Source organism: Rhizobacter sp. AJA081-3 (assembly GCF_017795745.1).
Classification (GTDB): Bacteria; Pseudomonadota; Gammaproteobacteria; order Burkholderiales; family Burkholderiaceae_C; genus Piscinibacter.
In genome coordinates this window covers 4,712,726-4,727,436 of the sequence record NZ_CP059067.1, presented here as the reverse complement: position 1 = coordinate 4,727,436, position 14,711 = coordinate 4,712,726, and the positions used below count along the sequence as shown (strand labels likewise).

The window sequence follows — 14,711 nt, the reverse complement described above, 5'->3', positions numbered from 1 at the left end:
GTCTCCAAGAACAAGTCAGCGGAGGTTCACATGGGACTGCTCGATTCCGTCATCGGCGCGCTCGGCCAGGGCCAGGGCGGTGGTGGCCAGGCCGATCTGCTCAAGGCCGTTGTCGGCATGCTGGCCCAGGGCGGGCAAGGTGGCCAGGGCGGCGGCCTTGCCGACCTGGTGGCGAGGCTGCAGCAGGGCGGCCTGGGCGACGTGGTCGGATCGTGGGTCGGCACCGGCCAGAACCTGCCCGTCTCGCCGGACCAGCTCGGCAGCGCGCTGGGCGATGACTTCCTCGCCCAGCTGACGCAACGATCCGGTGCCTCCGGCGGCGACCTGCTCGGCCAGCTCTCGCAGATGCTGCCGCAGGTGGTGGACCAGCTCACGCCGAACGGGCAGCTGCCGCAGGGCGGCGGCCTGGACGTGGGCGCGGTACTCGGTCAGTTGCTCGGCCGATGAGGGTCCCCGCGACGCGGCTGGCCCGCGGGCTGGTCGTGGCGGGGCTGGCATTCGCCGCAGCGTTCCCAGCCGCGGCCGATCCGGCGCACCCCTGGGTGACGCTGCCCGCGCCGCTGCCGCAGCCGCAGACCTACTTCACCAATCTGAAGGACGGCGACCGGATCGAGACGCCCTTCGTGCTCAAGTTCGGCCTGTCGCGTTCGGGGCTGGCGGCGATCACGAAGGACGTGCGCGACACCGGCCACCACCACCTGCTGGTCAACCGCGAGCTGCCGCTGGACTTCACCCAGCCGCTGCCCTTCAACGACCAGTACCGCCACTTCGGCAAGGGCCAGATGGAGGCGGTGCTCGACTTCAAGCCGGGTACGTACACGCTGCGCCTCCTGCTGGCCGACCACAGGCACATCCCCTTCTTCATCTACAGCAAGCCGATGACCGTCACCGTCACGGCGAAGAACGACAAGCTCGATGCGAAGGCGCTGGTGAAGCCCGGCATCGAGCTGCTCTCGCCGCGCCAGGGCGAGGCGCTGTCCGTGCCGTTCCGGGTGCAGTTCCATGCCTCGGGGCTGAACGTGAGCCACACCGACATCGCCGATGCCGGCGTGGGGCATTTCCGGCTCGTGGCGCAGACCAAGGGCGGCGCGGTCGAGCGCATCGCGTTCGCCAACGGCGCCACCGAAGGCTGGCTGAAGCCGCCGCCGGGCGACTACACGCTCAAGCTCGAACTGGTGTCGAATGCACCGGGTGGCGCGGTGATGGCCAGCGGCGCGCCGGTGACCGTCAAGGTGCTGGCGCGCTAGGCGCCGTCACGCTTCGGGGCGCGCGCCGATCCGGCGACGAGGTCGAAGCGGTACAGGCGGCACTCGATCGGCCCGTTCCACATTGGCACGCGGCGGCTTTCCTTCAGGCGCATCGCGCTGGGCAGCTTCATGTCGGGGCTGAGCACCCAGGCCGTCCAGCCCGCGCCGTGGCGCGTGTAGGCCTGCTTCCAGTGCGAGGCCAGGCGGGCGAAGAAGTCGCTGGGGGTGTCTCGATCCTGCGCCGAGGCGCGCGCCGCCTTGCCGCCGATCTCGATGCGCTCGCCGTAGGGCGGGTTGAGCATCACGGTGCCTGGCAGGCCCTCGGGCAGCGCAGGGGCCGGACGCTCCAGCGCATCGCCGCCGTTGAAGGTGATCGCCGCCTCGACACCGGCGCGCTGCGCGTTGCGGCGCGCGAAGTCGACCATGCGGAAGGACACGTCGCTGGCGAAGATGGGCACGGCGCTGGCATGGATGCGCGCCTGGGCCTCCTGCTTGAGCTGCTGCCACTGCGCGCGCTCGGCCTCGCCGGCGAAGGGCAGCAGCCGCTCGAACGCGAAGTGCCGCTGCAGGCCGGGCGCGATGCCGCAGGCGATCTGCGCGGCCTCGATGGCGATGGTGCCGGAGCCGCAGCAAGGGTCGTGCAGCGCGCCGCCGGCCTCGGGCGTGCCGCGCCAGCCGGCGGCGGCGAGCATGGCGGCCGCCAGCGTCTCCTTGAGCGGCGCGTCGCCCTTGTCCTCGCGCCAGCCGCGCTTGAACAGCGGCTCGCCGGAACTGTCGACGTACAGCGACGCGCGCTCGGGGCCGAGGTGCAGCAGCAGCGGCAGGTCCGGGTGGCGCGTGTCGACGCTGGGGCGCTCGCCGGTGGCCTCGCGCAGCTGGTCGCACACCGCGTCCTTGATGCGCAGCGCGGCGAAGTTCAGGCTTTTCAGCGGGCACTTCGTCGCCGTGGTGTCCAGGCGCAGCGTGTGCTGCGGCGTGATCCACTGCGACCAGTCGACCTCGATGGCCATCTGGTAGAGGTCCTGCTCGTCGTGGTACGGGCCCTCGGCCACCTCGATGAGCACGCGCTGGGTGAGGCGCAACTCGAGGTTGAGCAGCATCACCTCGCGCGGATTGCCCTCCAGCGCCACGCCGCCGCGCGAGACATGCAGCCGCGTGCCGGGCAGCACGCGCGCGATCTCGTCGGCGAGCAGTTCCTCGACGCCGGCCGCGCAGGGCAGGAACAGGGGCAGCGGCATCTCGTGCCCTTGCCTACATGGCTTTGCGCAGGTTCGCCGGGGCGATCTTCAGCGCTTCGCGGTACTTGGCCACCGTGCGGCGCGCCACCTGGATGCCCTGTTCCTCGAGCATCTGCGAGATCTGGCTGTCCGACAGCGGCTTGGCGTTGTCTTCCGCCGCGACGAGCTGCTTGATCAGCGCGCGCACCGCGGTGCTCGAGGCGTTGCCGCCGGCATCGGTGTTCAGCGAGGAGCCGAAGAAGTACTTCAGCTCGAAGGTGCCGAAGGGCGTGGACATGTATTTGGCCGTGGTCACCCGCGAGATGGTCGATTCGTGCAGGCCGAGCTCGTCGGCGATCTCGCGCAGCACCAGCGGCTTCATGGCGATCTCGCCGTGCGTGAAGAAGCTCTTCTGCCGCTCGACGATGGCCTGCGAGACCCGCTGGATGGTGTCGAAGCGCTGCAGGATGTTCTTCATGAACCAGCGCGCTTCCTGCAGCCGCGCGTTCAGCCCGGGGCCGGCGCCGTTCAGGCCCGCGCCGCTGCTGCCGCGGCCCTGGCGGATCGCGTTGGCGTACAGGTCGTTGATGCGCAGCTTGGGCATCACGTCGGGGTTGAGCGTGACCTTCCAGTTGCGGCCCGACTTCTGCACGATCACGTCGGGCACGATGATGTTGGCCTCCGCGCGCGCGAACGGGCGGCCTGGCTTGGGCTCGCACGAGACGATCAGCGCCTGCGCGGCCTTGAGCATCTCCTCGTCGGCGCCGGTGGCGGCCACCAGCTTCTTCAGGTCGCGCCGCGCCAGCAGGTCGAGGTGGTTCTTGCAGACGATGATGGCCACCATCTGCGCCTCGCTGCGCGGCTTGGCGCGCAGCTGCAGCGTCAGGCACTCGGCCAGGCTGGACGCGCCCACGCCGGTCGGGTCCATGCTCTGCAGGAAGCGCAGGCCGCAGCGCAGCCGGTCGACCAGGGCCTCGCGTTCCTCGTCGTCGCTGTCCGGTCCGAGCAGCTGCGCCGCGATCTCCTCGATCGGATCGGCAAGGTAGCCGTCGTCGGTGAGCGACTCGATCAGCACCAGCACCGAGGCCGCGTCCTCCTCCGACAGCCGCATGCCGCCGACCTGCTCGCGCAGGTGGTCCTGCAGCGTCATCACCGCGGCGTCGCGCTCGGCGCCGTCGAAGTCGTCGCTCTCGCCCTGGCCGGAAGACTTGCCCGGCATCTCGCCGATGCCGTCGAAGTCGTCGCGCTCGGTGCCGTTCTCCCAGTCGTCGCGCTCGGTGGTGCCGAGGTTGGCGCTGTCCAGCGCCGGCGTGTCGTCGGCGGCGTCCGAGCTCGAGTCCGTGGCGCGCTCGGTCTCGCGCTCGCCGGCGTGTTCGGCCGGGCTCAGGCGCTCGGTCAGCGGCTCGAAGGGCGCGGGCGCCTCGTCGTCGGTCTCGAGGAAGGGGTTCTGCTCCAGCATCTGCTCGACTTCCTGGTGGAGTTCGAGCGTGGACAACTGAAGCAGCCGGATCGACTGCTGCAGCTGCGGCGTCAGCGCCAGGTGCTGCGAGAGCCGGACTTGCAATGAAGGCTTCATTGCGGGATCACATTCTGAAGTGCTCGCCGAGATAGACCTTGCGGACGTCCGCGTTCTCGACGATTTCGGAGGGCGTGCCTTCGGCCAGCACGGTGCCCTCGCTGATGATGTAGGCGCGGTCGCAGATGCCCAGCGTCTCGCGCACGTTGTGGTCGGTGATCAGCACGCCGATGCCGCGTGCCTTGAGGAAACGGATGATGCGCTGGATCTCCAGCACGGCGATCGGGTCGACACCGGCAAAGGGCTCGTCGAGCAGGATGAAGCGCGGCTGCGTGGCCAGCGCGCGGGCGATCTCGACGCGCCGCCGCTCGCCGCCCGACAGCGCCGGGGCCGGCACGCTGCGTAGCTTCTCGATCGACAGGTCGTGCAGCAGGCCGTCGAGCATCTGCTCGATCTGCGCCGGGCGCAGCGCCTTGCCGTCGGCATCGACCTGCAGTTCGAGCACGGCGCGGATGTTCTCCTCCACCGTGAGCTTGCGGAAGATCGACGCCTCCTGCGGCAGGTACGACAGGCCCAGGCGCGAGCGCAGATGGATCGGCAGCCGCTCGACACGCTGGCCCTCGATGCTGATCTCGCCGGCATCGGCGCGCACCAGGCCGACGATCATGTAGAAGCTGGTCGTCTTGCCGGCGCCGTTGGGGCCGAGCAGGCCGACCACCTCGCCGCTGTCGACGGCCAGGCGAACGTCCTTCACCACCTTGCGCACGCCGTAGGACTTCTGCAGCCCGAGCGCCTCGAGGCGGTGAACGCGCGGCGAGCCGGCGACGGCCGCGGACGGGTTCACTTCGATCCCCCGAGCGACGGGCTCAGGCGCAGCGGCGCGGGCGGCTGGGAGGCGGCCTGCGCCGCCGCTTCAGCCGCCGCCGCGCTGCCTTCGCGCGGCGTCAGCACGGCGCGCACCCGGCCGCCCGGGTTGCCCGGCGTCGCGGCGGCACCGCCGGAGACGCTGAAGACCTCGGAGATGCTGTCGTAGCTGACCACGTTGCCGGCGATCTCGTCGGCCACCACGCTGCCGCGCAGGCGCCGCACTGCGGCGTTGGTGACGAAGCGGATGGTGTCGGTCTTGCCGTCGTACTCCAGCCGCTCGGCCTCGCCGTCGATGTACTCGTCCACGCCGTCGCGCTTCTGGCGGAAAGTCGCCGGCTTGTTGGGCGCGCCGAAGGCGATGGCGCTGTGGTAGCCGTCAGGGGTCTCGCGCACCTCGATCCGGGCGGCACGGATGGTCATCGTGCCTTTGCTGACGACCACGTTGCCGTTGAACACCACGTGCTGGTTGAGCAGGTCGATGCGGCCGGGCTGGTCGGCCTCGACGTTCAGCGGCTTGAAGCGGTCGCCGCGCTCGGCGTGGGCCGCCGGGGCGCCGAGCCACAGCGCGGCCAGAAGCGTGACGCCGAAGAAGCGGCGGGCGAGGTGCCGTGGCAGGGGGAGCGGAGTGCTTGTCATCGAGGGCATGAAACTTGCAGGCCATTCTAGCCCACAGGTTTGATGCGACGAGACAAGTCTGGGGTCGAGATGGTGCGACTAGTGCCGCTTTCCAGCCCGGCCGCAAGCATGCGGCCGGTCGTTCGCCAGGCGTGAAAGCGCGCGCAGGCGCGCTTTCACGTCCGGGCTCACCCCTTGCGCGAGCGCTCGATTAGGAAGTCGGTGACGCGCAGCGACTGCTCCGGTGAGCCGGCCAGGCTGCCCGAGGTGTAGAAGCGGCCCTGCACGCCCAGCGCCGGCACGCCGTCGATCTTGTAGGCCTCGGCCAGTTGTTTGGCCTGGCGCGCCTTGGTCTGCACGCCGAAGGAATTCATCACCTCGACGAACTTGGCGCCGTCGAGGCCGTTCTTCGTCATGAAGGCGGCGATGTCAGCGGGCTTGTCGAGCTTCTGGCGGTCGTTGTGGATGGCGTAGAACACCTTGCGGTGCATGGCCTCGACCTGGTTCAGCGTCTCCAGCGCGTAGTAGATGCGCTGGTGGGTACCGAAAGGCTCGTCGCGGAAGGCGACCGGCACGCGGCGGAAGGAGACATCGGCGGGGAGCTTCTTGGCCCAGGCATCGAGCATCGGCTCGAAGACATTGCAGTGCGGGCAGCCGTACCAGAAGAACTCCACCACCTCGACCTTGCCGGCCGGGGCCGTCACCGCCAGCGGCTGGCCCAGCCGCACGTAGTGCGTTCCTTCCACCGGCCCACCCTGGGCGGCTGCCGGCAGGCCGGCGGCCAGGGCGCTGGCGCCCAGCAGGGCGGCGGAAAACTCGCGACGATGCATGTTCTTCATTCTGTCCTCGGGGTCGATGGAGTGCGATTGTCTCGGCAGACTCGCGGCCGGGCGTGAAAGTTCAGTGAGCGTGCTTGATGCGGATCACTTCTGCACACGAACCAGGGCCGACTCCACGCCCACGCCGGCGAGCTTGTCCTTGGCCACGTCGGCGTCGTCCTTGCGCTGGAACGGGCCGATGCGCACGCGGTACATGGTGCGGCCAGACTGCTCTCTCTCGGTGACCTTGGCCTCGTAGCCCATCATCGCCAGCCGGGCACGCTGCTGCTCGGCGTCTTCGGGCTTGCCGAAGGCGCCGGCCTGCACGAAGTAGCTGAACGGGTCGGCTGCCGGTGTCGGCTTGACGGCGGTGGGGGTGCGCTCGCCAAGGATCGCAGCGGGGTCGCGTGCGCTGGCCGGCGCGGAGGCCTTGGGCAGCGCCGCCACCGGAGCCGTCGGCGCCGGCGCGGCGGCCGGAGCGCTGGCTGCGACCACGCCGCTGGCGCGCTGCCCCGGCTTGGCGGACAGCGGTGCGTTCGGGTCCCAGTTCTTGTTCTTCTCGGTCTCGGCCGCGTCCTGCTCGGCGGTGCGCTGCGGCACCTTGTTGACGAAGGGCACCGGCACCTTGGTGACGTACAGGGCCACGGCCAGCGCGAGCGCCAGGCCGATCAGCAGGCCGACGATCAGGCCCATGGCGAAACCGCCGCGTTGTCTGTTCATGCCGTCTCCAGGGCGGGTTGTTCGCGGTCCATGCGCTGCGGCGCCGACACGCCCAGCACCGCCAGTGCGTTGCGCAGCACCTGCCGCGTCGCCGACAACAGCGCGATGCGCGCGCGCGCCAGTTCGGCGTCGTCGACCAGGAAGCGCTCGTGGGCGTAATAGCTGTGGAAGGCGCCGGCCACGTCGCGCAGGTAGAACGCGACGTCGTGCGGCGCGAGATCCGCCGCCGCACCGGCGAGCATGGCCGGGAACTCGGCCAGCTTGAGCATCAGGGCCGCCTCGCTGGGCGCCGTGAGCAACGCCAGGTCGGCGCCGGCCAGCGCGCCCATCTCGCCGCCCTTGTCGACGTACTGCTGGATCACCGAGCAGATGCGCGCGTGCGCGTACTGCACGTAGAAGACCGGATTCTCGTCGTTGGCCTTCAGCGCCAGGTCGACGTCGAACACGAACTCGGTGTCGGCCTTGCGCGTGAGCATGAAGAAGCGCACCGCATCGCGGCCGGTCCAGTCGACCAGGTCGCGCAGCGTCACGTAGCTGCCGGCGCGCTTGGAGATCTTCACCTCCTCGCCCCCCTTCATCACCGTGACCATCTTGTGCAGCACGTAGTCGGGGTAGCCGGCGGGCACGCCCATGCCGGCCGCCTGCACGCCGGCGCGCACGCGTGCGGTGGTGCCGTGATGGTCGCCGCCCTGGATGTTGATCGCCTTGGCGAAGCCGCGTTCGAACTTGGCCAGGTGGTAGGCGACGTCGGGCACGAAGTAGGTGTAGTTGCCGTCGGACTTGCGCATCACGCGGTCCTTGTCGTCGCCGTAGTCGGTGCTGCGCAGCCACAGCGCGCCGCCTTCCTCGTAGGTCTTGCCGGCGGCGACGAGGCGGCGCACGGCATCTTCGACGCGGCCGTCCTGGTAGAGGCTGGACTCGAGGTAGTAGCGGTCGAAGTGCACGCCCAGCGCCTTCAGGTCCAGGTCCTGCTCGTGACGCAGGTAGGCCACGGCGAACTGGCGGATGCCTTCCAGGTCGTTGGGGTCGCCCGAGGCGGTGAATTCGCGGTCGTCGGCGTGCACGGTCTTCTTCGCGGCGAAGTCGGCCGCCACGTCGGCGATGTAGTCGCCGTTGTAGGCCGTCTCCGGCCAGCCGGGTTCGCCGGGCTTGCTGCCCTTCAGGCGTGCCTGCACGGATGCCGCCAGCGTGGCGATCTGCACGCCCGCGTCGTTGTAATAGAACTCGCGCGTGACGTTCCAGCCCTGCCAGTCGAGCAGGTTGCAGATCGCGTCGCCCAGGCAGGCCTGGCGCGTGTGGCCGGCGTGCAGCGGGCCGGTCGGGTTGGCGGAGACGAACTCGACAATCACGGGGCGGCCGTTGGCCGGCGCGCGGCCGAAGCTGTCGCCGCCGCGCATCACCTCGGCCACGACGGCCTGGCGCGCGCTGTCGCGCAGCCGGATGTTGACGAAGCCGGGCCCGGCGATGTCCATCGACGCCACCCAGCGCTGCACGGCCGGCTGGCGGTTCAGCGCCTCGATCAGCGCCGTGGCCACTTCGCGCGGGTTCTTCTTCAGCGGCCGCGCCAGCTGCAGGGCGGCGGTGCAGGCCAGGTCGCCATGCGCGGCCTGCTTGGGAGACTCGAACGCCGCGGCCACGCCAGCACCCGGGCTGACCTCGGCGATCGCTGCGCCCAGCGCGGCGAGCAGGTCCTGTTTGGCTTGGATCATGGGCAGATTCTACGTTTGGCCCCTCGCGGGGACGGGCGGCACGCCGAGTACACAACCGGTTGCAATCGCGTTCGGCGCCGCCACCCAGGAATGCACCGGTTTCCTGCGCCAGATCGGGTGAGCCGCTGCGGCCAAGGCGTGGAATCATGCGCATGCTGCCGGCTGCGCCCATGTCTTCGAAACCCCCTCCCCGTGCCGACGCGTCGGCACCCGACGCTGCGGAACTGCCGGCCCTGATCGGCAAGTACCGCGTGCTGAGCAAGCTGGGCGAAGGGGCCACCAGCGAAGTCTTCCTCTGCCACGACGACTTCCTCGACCTCGACGTGGCGATCAAGCGCGTGCGCCCGGTCGCCATGGCCGACGCCCAGGAGGGCCGCTACTTCGAGCGCTTCTTCGCCGCGGAGGCCGCGCTGGTGGGGCGCCTGAAGCACCCGAACGTGGTGCAGATCTTCGATGCCGTGCCCGACCCGGTAGAACCCTATCTGGTGATGGAGTACGTGGCCGGCAGCACGCTGCGCCCCTACTGCCGGGCCGACCAGTTGCTGTCGCTGGAGCTGATCGTCGAAATCGGCTTCAAGTGCGCGATGGCGCTGGGCTACGTGTACCGCCAGGGCCTGATCCACCGCGACGTGAAACCGGCCAACCTGCTGGTCACGCTGAGCAACGGCTCGATCACCGACGTGAAGATCACCGACTTCGGCAGCGTGCTCAACCTCGCCTCCGACGTGACGCAGGTGTATCGCGTCGGGTCGCTGGCCTACATGTCACCGGAGCAGCTCGACGGCGCCGCGCTCGATTGCCGTGCCGACATCTACTCGCTGGGCGCCGTGCTGTACCACCTGATCGCCGGGCGGCCGCCCTTCGATGCGCAGGTGCAGTCGGCCATGATGCATCAGATCTACCACCAGACGCCGCCGTCGCTGCACCACCTGCGCACCGGTGTGGCACCGACGGTCGATGCGGTCATCCAGCGTGCGCTGGCCAAGGACCCGGGCCACCGCTACCGCGATTGGGACGAGTTCGCGCAGGCGCTGTCGGCGCTGATCACCCACCAGCACGTGCCACGCGGCCAGCTGCAGGGCGTGCTCGACTCGGAGCGATTCAACCTGCTGCGCTCACTGGACTTCTTCTCCAACTTCGGCGACGTCGAACTGTGGGAGGTGGTGCACCGCGCCAAGTGGCAGCGCCACGACTTCGGCCACGCGCTGTACCGCAAGGGCGAGGAGGGCAACACCTTCCACATCATCGCCAAGGGCGAGCTGGAGGTGTTCCGTGACGGGCAGAAGGTCGCCCAGCTCGGCGCCGGCACCTCGGTCGGCGAGATGGCTTACCTGGCGCCCAGCCCCGACCTGCGCCGCCACAGCACCGACGTGATCGTCACCGAGACGGCCACCACCATCTCGTTCACGCCGCAGACGCTGGCGCAGCTCAGCCCGAACTGCCGGCACCTGTTCGACGAGGGCTTCATCCGCGTTCTGGTGCGGCGCCTGCACGCTGCCCACGAGGCGCTGGCTCACCCGCGGCGCATCCTCTGAACCGGGCCGCGCCACCACGCGGTGGGCGCTTTCGTGAAGGCGCCACACGGCCGTGTGCACCGCGATACACCTGCGTGCGTTGATGACCTTGCTGGGGTCAGGGGCACATGCTCCAATCCGCTCCGGCAATCACGCCCCCGAGAGAAAACCGAGGAGAAACCCCATGAAGAAACTCATCACGCTCGTCGCCCTGTGCCTGGCCGGCCTGTCCCAGGTCGCGATGGCGGCGGACGCCACCTGCGAAGCGAAGGCCGCTGAGAAGAAGCTGGCGGGCGCCGCCAAGAACAGCTTCGTCAAGAAGTGCGAGAAGGACTCCAAGGGCAGTGGCCCGGGTGCTGCGTGCGAGATGCAGGCTAAGGAGAAGAAGCTGGCCGGTGCCGCCAAGAACAGCTTCGTCAAGAAGTGCGTCAAGGACGCCGCGCCTGCCGCTCCGGCCGCCGCCGCCAGCAAGTAAGTCGATTCACCTCGACGGGAGCCGGGCCGAGGCCCGGCTTTTTATGCCCGCGGCGTGGCCGCGGCGCTGCCGCGCCAGTAGGCGGCGTCGCCGTAGGTGTGCTTGAGGAAGTCGATCCACAGGCGCACGCGCAGCGGCAGGTGCTTGGCGTGCGGAAAGACGGCATAGATGCCGTTGGGCGGCGCCGCGAAGTCGTCGAGCACGCTGACCAGCCGGCCGCTGGCCACCTCCTGCTCCACCTCCCAGGTCGAGCGCCAAGCCAGGCCCAGGCCGGCGGCACACCAGTCGTGCAAGACCTGGCCGTCGCTGCAGTCGAGCCGTCCGCTGGGACGCAAGTGGGTGACCGCTCCGTCGACAACAAAGGCCCAGCCACGTGTCTGGCTGGCGTCGGAGCTCAGGGTCAGGCACTGGTGGCGCAGCAGATCGTTGGGGTGCCTGGGCGTGCCGGCCCGCTTCAGATAGGCCGGCGTGGCCACGCACAGGCGGCGGTTGTCGGCCATGCGCACGCTGATCAGGCTGCTGTCGGGCAGGTCGCCCACGCGCACGGCGCAGTCGTAGCTCTCGTTGACGATGTCCACCACGCGGTCGCTGAGGTTGAGCGACACGTTCACGTCGGGATGCTGTTCGATGAAACGCGGCACCAGGGGCGCCACGTGGCGCCGGCCGAAGCCGGCAGGCGCCGTCACGCGCAAGTAGCCACTCGCTTTCACGCCGCCGGCGCTGACGCTGGCCTCGGCATTCGCCAGGTCGGCCAGCAGGCGCTGGCAATCCTCGAGGAAGGCGCTGCCTTCGTGGGTGAGGGTGATCTTGCGCGTGGTGCGCACCAGCAGCTTGACGCCCAGTCGCTCCTCGAGCGCATCAATGCGCCGGCCGATCACCGCCGGGGCCACGCCCTCGGCATGGGCCGCGGCGGTCAGGCTGCCGCGGGCGGCCACCGACACGAACGATTCAATCTGCTTGAGCCGATCCATGCTGCTGGATTATGCGCACGCGCGATCGATTACGTCGCTGGCGTCACAAATCCAAGACTTTTGGCGTTATTAATGTCGCTGCTGGCATGAAATAGATTCTGGTCATGGAAACCAGATCCGGGGCCAGCCTGCCCGCGCCGCGCGCGGTGCTCTTCGACGCCTACGGCACGCTGTTCGACGTCTACAGCGTCGGGCTGCTCGCCGAGCAGTTGTTTCCCGGCCTGGGCGACAAGCTCGCCGTGCTTTGGCGCGACAAGCAGATCGAGTACACGCGGCTGACCTCGATGAGCGGGCAGTACCGGCCGTTCTGGGACCTGACACGGGCCGGGCTGCGCTTTGCGGCGCAGCGGCTGGGCATCGAACTGGAGCGCAGCGCCGAAGACCGGCTGATGAACCAGTACCGCCACCTCAGCGCCTTCCCGGAGAACCGCGAGGTGCTGCAGGCGCTCAAGGAGCGCGGTATCCCTGCCGGCATCCTGTCCAACGGCGACCCCGAGATGCTCGGCGTGGCCGTCAAGAGCGCCGGCTTCTCCGGCCTGCTCGCGCACGTCATCAGCGTGCATTCGCTGCGCAAGTACAAGACCGACCCGGCCGCCTATGCGCTGGGGCCGCAGGCGCTGGGCCTGCCGGCGCGCGAGATCCTGTTCGTCTCCAGCAACGGCTGGGACGCCATCGGCGCCACCTGGTACGGCTACACCACGCTGTGGGTGAACCGCGCCGGGCTGCCCATCGACCAGCTCGACACCGCGCCGACGCGCATCGGCAGCACGCTGCGCGACGTGCTCGACTTCTTCCCGAAACCCTGACGCTCCGAGGACCGACATGACCGATCGCACCACCTGCCACCGCCTGCACGTGGCCACGCCGCTGTTCCGCTTCGTCGAAGATCGCGTGCTGCCCGGCACGGGCATCGCCAGCGCCGACTTCTGGCGCGGCTTCGACGCCATCGTCGCCGACCTCGCGCCGAAGAACGCCGCGCTGCTGGCCGAGCGCGACCGCCTGCAGGCCGAGATCGATGCCTGGCACCGCGCCAACCCCGGCCCGATCAGCGCGCCGAAGAAGTACCGCGCCTTCCTCGAGAAGATCGGCTATCTGGTGCCGCACCCGGCGCGCGTGAAGGTGACGACGAAGAAGGTCGATGCCGAGCTCGCGCTGCAGGCCGGCCCGCAGCTGGTGGTGCCGATCACCAACGCGCGCTATGCGCTGAATGCCGCCAATGCGCGCTGGGGCTCGCTGTACGACGCGCTGTACGGCACCGACGCGCTGGCCGAGACCGGCGGCGCCGAGCGCGGCAAGGGCTACAACCCCGTGCGTGGCGCCAAGGTGATCGAGTACGCGCGCTACGTGCTCGACCGCTGCGTGCCGTTGACCAAGGGCTCGCACATCGACTCGACGGCCTACCGCGTGGTCGACAACAACCTGGCCGTGACGCTGAAGAACGGCAGCACCGTGGCCCTGAAGAACCCGGCCCAGTTCGTCGGCTTCCAGGGCGAGATGGACGCGCCTTCATCGGTGCTGCTGTCGCATCACGGGCTGCACCTGGACATCCGCATCGACGCGCAGCACGCGATCGGCAAGACCGATCCGGCCGGCGTGAGCGACCTGGTGCTCGAGTCGGCGCTGTCGACGATCCTCGACCTCGAGGACTCGGTGGCCGTGGTCGACGCGGCCGACAAGGTGCAGGCCTACGGCAACTGGCTGGGCATCGTCGAGGGCACGCTGACCGAGGAGGTCAGCAAGGGTGGGCAGATGTTCACACGCGGCCTCAACCCCGATCGCCGCTACACCGGCCCGCGCGGCGAAGACGTGATGCTGCACGGCCGCTCTCTGCTGTTCGTGCGCAACGTCGGCCACCTGATGACCAATCCGGCGATCCTCTGGGGCGATGACCTGCGCGAGATCCCCGAAGGCATCATGGACGCCGTCATCACGACGACGATCGCGCTGCACGACCTGCAGCGCCATGGCAAGAACGGCATCGTCAACTCGCGCGCCGGCTCGGTCTACATCGTCAAGCCGAAGATGCATGGCCCGGCCGAAGTGGGTTTCGCCAGCGAGCTGTTCGGCCGCGTCGAGAAGATGCTCGGCCTGCCCGACAGCACCGTCAAGCTGGGCATCATGGACGAGGAGCGCCGCACCAGCGTCAACCTGAAGGCCTGCATCGCGGCCGCGGCGTCGCGCGTGGCCTTCATCAACACCGGCTTCCTCGACCGCACCGGCGACGAGATGCACACCGCCATGCTGGCCGGTCCGATGATGCGCAAGGGCGACATGAAGGCGAGCGCCTGGATCCAGGCCTACGAGCGCAACAACGTGCTGGTCGGGCTGAGCTGTGGGCTGCGCGGCAAGGCGCAGATCGGCAAGGGCATGTGGGCGATGCCCGACCTGATGGCGGCGATGCTGCAGCAGAAGATCGCCCACCCGAAGGCCGGCGCCAACACCGCCTGGGTGCCCAGCCCGACGGCGGCCACGCTGCACGCGCTGCACTACCACCAGGTCGACGTGTTCAAGGTGCAGAAGGAACTCGAGAAGGTCGATGCCGAGGCCGAGCGCGAGACGCTGCTGGCCGGCCTGCTGACCATTCCGGTGGTGAAGAAGGCCGACTGGAACGACGAGCAGAAGCAGCAGGAGCTGGACAACAACGCCCAGGGCATCCTCGGCTACGTGGTGCGCTGGGTCGACCAGGGCGTGGGCTGCTCGAAGGTGCCCGACATCCACGACGTCGGCCTGATGGAAGACCGTGCCACGCTGCGCATCAGCAGCCAGCACATCGCCAACTGGCTGCAGCACGGCGTGGTGACGAAGTCGCAGGTCAACGCCACCTTCCGCCGCATGGCGAAGGTCGTCGACAAGCAGAACGCCGGCGATCCGCTGTACCAGCCGATGGCCGGAAACTGGGACACCAGCCGCGCCTACCGCGCTGCGCTGGACCTGGTGTTCAAGGGCAAGGCGCAGCCCAGCGGGTACACCGAGCCGCTGCTGCACGAAGCGCGGCTGGAGGTGAAGTCGGCCACCGTGCAGACGACGGCGGCGGTAGCTTGA

The 14,711-nt window shown here is 69.3% G+C and carries 14 protein-coding genes; 6 read left to right on the top strand and 8 right to left on the bottom strand.

All coding sequences use genetic code 11. The features are described 5' to 3' along the window. Positions 1–30 precede the first annotated feature (30 nt). Together HZ992_RS22410 and HZ992_RS22405 are read left to right on the top strand one after the other, a co-directional pair. Positions 31–447 carry a YidB family protein gene (locus HZ992_RS22410; protein WP_209383998.1) on the top strand — a complete coding sequence of 139 codons (417 nt, stop codon included), beginning with the start codon at positions 31–33 and terminating at the stop codon, positions 445–447. Next, complete coding sequence (locus HZ992_RS22405; protein ID WP_209383997.1) at positions 444–1,247, top strand: DUF4399 domain-containing protein; 804 nt, start codon at positions 444–446, stop codon at positions 1,245–1,247. Before HZ992_RS22410 ends, HZ992_RS22405 begins: the two co-directional genes overlap by 4 nt. Here the strand turns inward: HZ992_RS22405 and HZ992_RS22400 are convergent. The 7 genes from HZ992_RS22400 to argS all read right to left on the bottom strand — a co-directional run bounded on the left by HZ992_RS22400 (position 1,244) and on the right by argS (position 8,709). Continuing rightward, positions 1,244–2,485: a THUMP domain-containing class I SAM-dependent RNA methyltransferase gene (locus tag HZ992_RS22400; protein WP_209383996.1), complete on the bottom strand. Its 1,242-nt coding sequence runs from the start codon at positions 2,483–2,485 to the stop codon at positions 1,244–1,246. The genes HZ992_RS22405 and HZ992_RS22400 overlap by 4 nt on opposite strands. Before the next feature lie 13 nt (positions 2,486–2,498). After that, complete coding sequence (locus HZ992_RS22395; protein WP_209383995.1) at positions 2,499–4,040, bottom strand: RNA polymerase factor sigma-54; 1,542 nt, start codon at positions 4,038–4,040, stop codon at positions 2,499–2,501. Positions 4,041–4,047: 7 nt separating this feature from the next. Beyond that, on the bottom strand, positions 4,048–4,824 hold the full coding sequence (gene lptB, locus HZ992_RS22390) for an LPS export ABC transporter ATP-binding protein (RefSeq protein ID WP_245213206.1): 777 nt from the start codon (positions 4,822–4,824) through the stop codon (positions 4,048–4,050). Continuing rightward, positions 4,821–5,483, bottom strand: a complete 663-nt coding sequence (gene lptA, locus HZ992_RS22385; RefSeq protein ID WP_209383994.1) for a lipopolysaccharide transport periplasmic protein LptA — start codon at positions 5,481–5,483, stop codon at positions 4,821–4,823. Before lptA ends, lptB begins: the two co-directional genes overlap by 4 nt. A 167-nt stretch (positions 5,484–5,650) precedes the next feature. Next, positions 5,651–6,301, bottom strand: coding sequence for a thiol:disulfide interchange protein DsbA/DsbL (locus tag HZ992_RS22380; RefSeq protein ID WP_371816763.1), 651 nt, complete (start codon positions 6,299–6,301; stop codon positions 5,651–5,653). An 84-nt stretch (positions 6,302–6,385) separates the two neighbouring features. Next, complete coding sequence (locus HZ992_RS22375) at positions 6,386–7,000, bottom strand: SPOR domain-containing protein (protein WP_209383993.1); 615 nt, start codon at positions 6,998–7,000, stop codon at positions 6,386–6,388. Next, entirely contained in the window at positions 6,997–8,709 is a 1,713-nt protein-coding gene (gene argS / locus HZ992_RS22370) for an arginine--tRNA ligase (protein WP_209383992.1), read from the bottom strand. The genes HZ992_RS22375 and argS overlap by 4 nt, the downstream gene beginning before the upstream one ends. A 170-nt stretch (positions 8,710–8,879) precedes the next feature. On the opposite strand from argS, the gene HZ992_RS22365 reads away from it, so the two are divergent. Together HZ992_RS22365 and HZ992_RS22360 are read left to right on the top strand one after the other, a co-directional pair. Then, the gene (locus tag HZ992_RS22365; protein WP_209383991.1) at positions 8,880–10,244 is read left to right on the top strand and encodes a serine/threonine-protein kinase; all 1,365 of its coding nucleotides are present in this window, start codon (positions 8,880–8,882) and stop codon (positions 10,242–10,244) included. 163 nt (positions 10,245–10,407) lie between these two features. Beyond that, positions 10,408–10,698, top strand: a complete 291-nt coding sequence (locus HZ992_RS22360) for a hypothetical protein (protein ID WP_209383990.1) — start codon at positions 10,408–10,410, stop codon at positions 10,696–10,698. 41 nt (positions 10,699–10,739) lie between these two features. Here HZ992_RS22360 and HZ992_RS22355 read toward each other — a convergent pair whose 3' ends face one another. Further along, complete coding sequence (locus HZ992_RS22355; protein ID WP_209383989.1) at positions 10,740–11,669, bottom strand: LysR family transcriptional regulator; 930 nt, start codon at positions 11,667–11,669, stop codon at positions 10,740–10,742. A 104-nt stretch (positions 11,670–11,773) separates the two neighbouring features. Here HZ992_RS22355 and HZ992_RS22350 point away from each other — a divergent pair, with 104 nt between their 5' ends. Together HZ992_RS22350 and HZ992_RS22345 are read left to right on the top strand one after the other, a co-directional pair. Beyond that, on the top strand, positions 11,774–12,475 hold the full coding sequence (locus HZ992_RS22350; protein ID WP_209383988.1) for a haloacid dehalogenase type II: 702 nt from the start codon (positions 11,774–11,776) through the stop codon (positions 12,473–12,475). Positions 12,476–12,491: 16 nt separating this feature from the next. After that, positions 12,492–14,711, top strand: a complete 2,220-nt coding sequence (locus HZ992_RS22345; protein ID WP_209383987.1) for a malate synthase G — start codon at positions 12,492–12,494, stop codon at positions 14,709–14,711.

Bases quoted from the DNA above. Each gene is read 5' to 3' on its own strand.
- HZ992_RS22410 (WP_209383998.1), top strand. From the start codon at position 31: ATGGGACTGCTCGATTCCGTCATCGGCGCGCTCGGCCAGGGCCAGGGC.
- HZ992_RS22405 (WP_209383997.1), top strand. From the start codon at position 444: ATGAGGGTCCCCGCGACGCGGCTGGCCCGCGGGCTGGTCGTGGCGGGG.
- HZ992_RS22400 (WP_209383996.1), bottom strand. From the start codon at position 2,485: ATGCCGCTGCCCCTGTTCCTGCCCTGCGCGGCCGGCGTCGAGGAACTG.
- HZ992_RS22395 (WP_209383995.1), bottom strand. From the start codon at position 4,040: ATGAAGCCTTCATTGCAAGTCCGGCTCTCGCAGCACCTGGCGCTGACG.
- lptA (WP_209383994.1), bottom strand. From the start codon at position 5,483: ATGACAAGCACTCCGCTCCCCCTGCCACGGCACCTCGCCCGCCGCTTC.
- HZ992_RS22380 (WP_371816763.1), bottom strand. From the start codon at position 6,301: ATGAAGAACATGCATCGTCGCGAGTTTTCCGCCGCCCTGCTGGGCGCC.
- HZ992_RS22375 (WP_209383993.1), bottom strand. From the start codon at position 7,000: ATGAACAGACAACGCGGCGGTTTCGCCATGGGCCTGATCGTCGGCCTG.
- argS (WP_209383992.1), bottom strand. From the start codon at position 8,709: ATGATCCAAGCCAAACAGGACCTGCTCGCCGCGCTGGGCGCAGCGATC.
- HZ992_RS22365 (WP_209383991.1), top strand. From the start codon at position 8,880: ATGTCTTCGAAACCCCCTCCCCGTGCCGACGCGTCGGCACCCGACGCT.
- HZ992_RS22360 (WP_209383990.1), top strand. From the start codon at position 10,408: ATGAAGAAACTCATCACGCTCGTCGCCCTGTGCCTGGCCGGCCTGTCC.
- HZ992_RS22355 (WP_209383989.1), bottom strand. From the start codon at position 11,669: ATGGATCGGCTCAAGCAGATTGAATCGTTCGTGTCGGTGGCCGCCCGC.
- HZ992_RS22350 (WP_209383988.1), top strand. From the start codon at position 11,774: ATGGAAACCAGATCCGGGGCCAGCCTGCCCGCGCCGCGCGCGGTGCTC.
- HZ992_RS22345 (WP_209383987.1), top strand. From the start codon at position 12,492: ATGACCGATCGCACCACCTGCCACCGCCTGCACGTGGCCACGCCGCTG.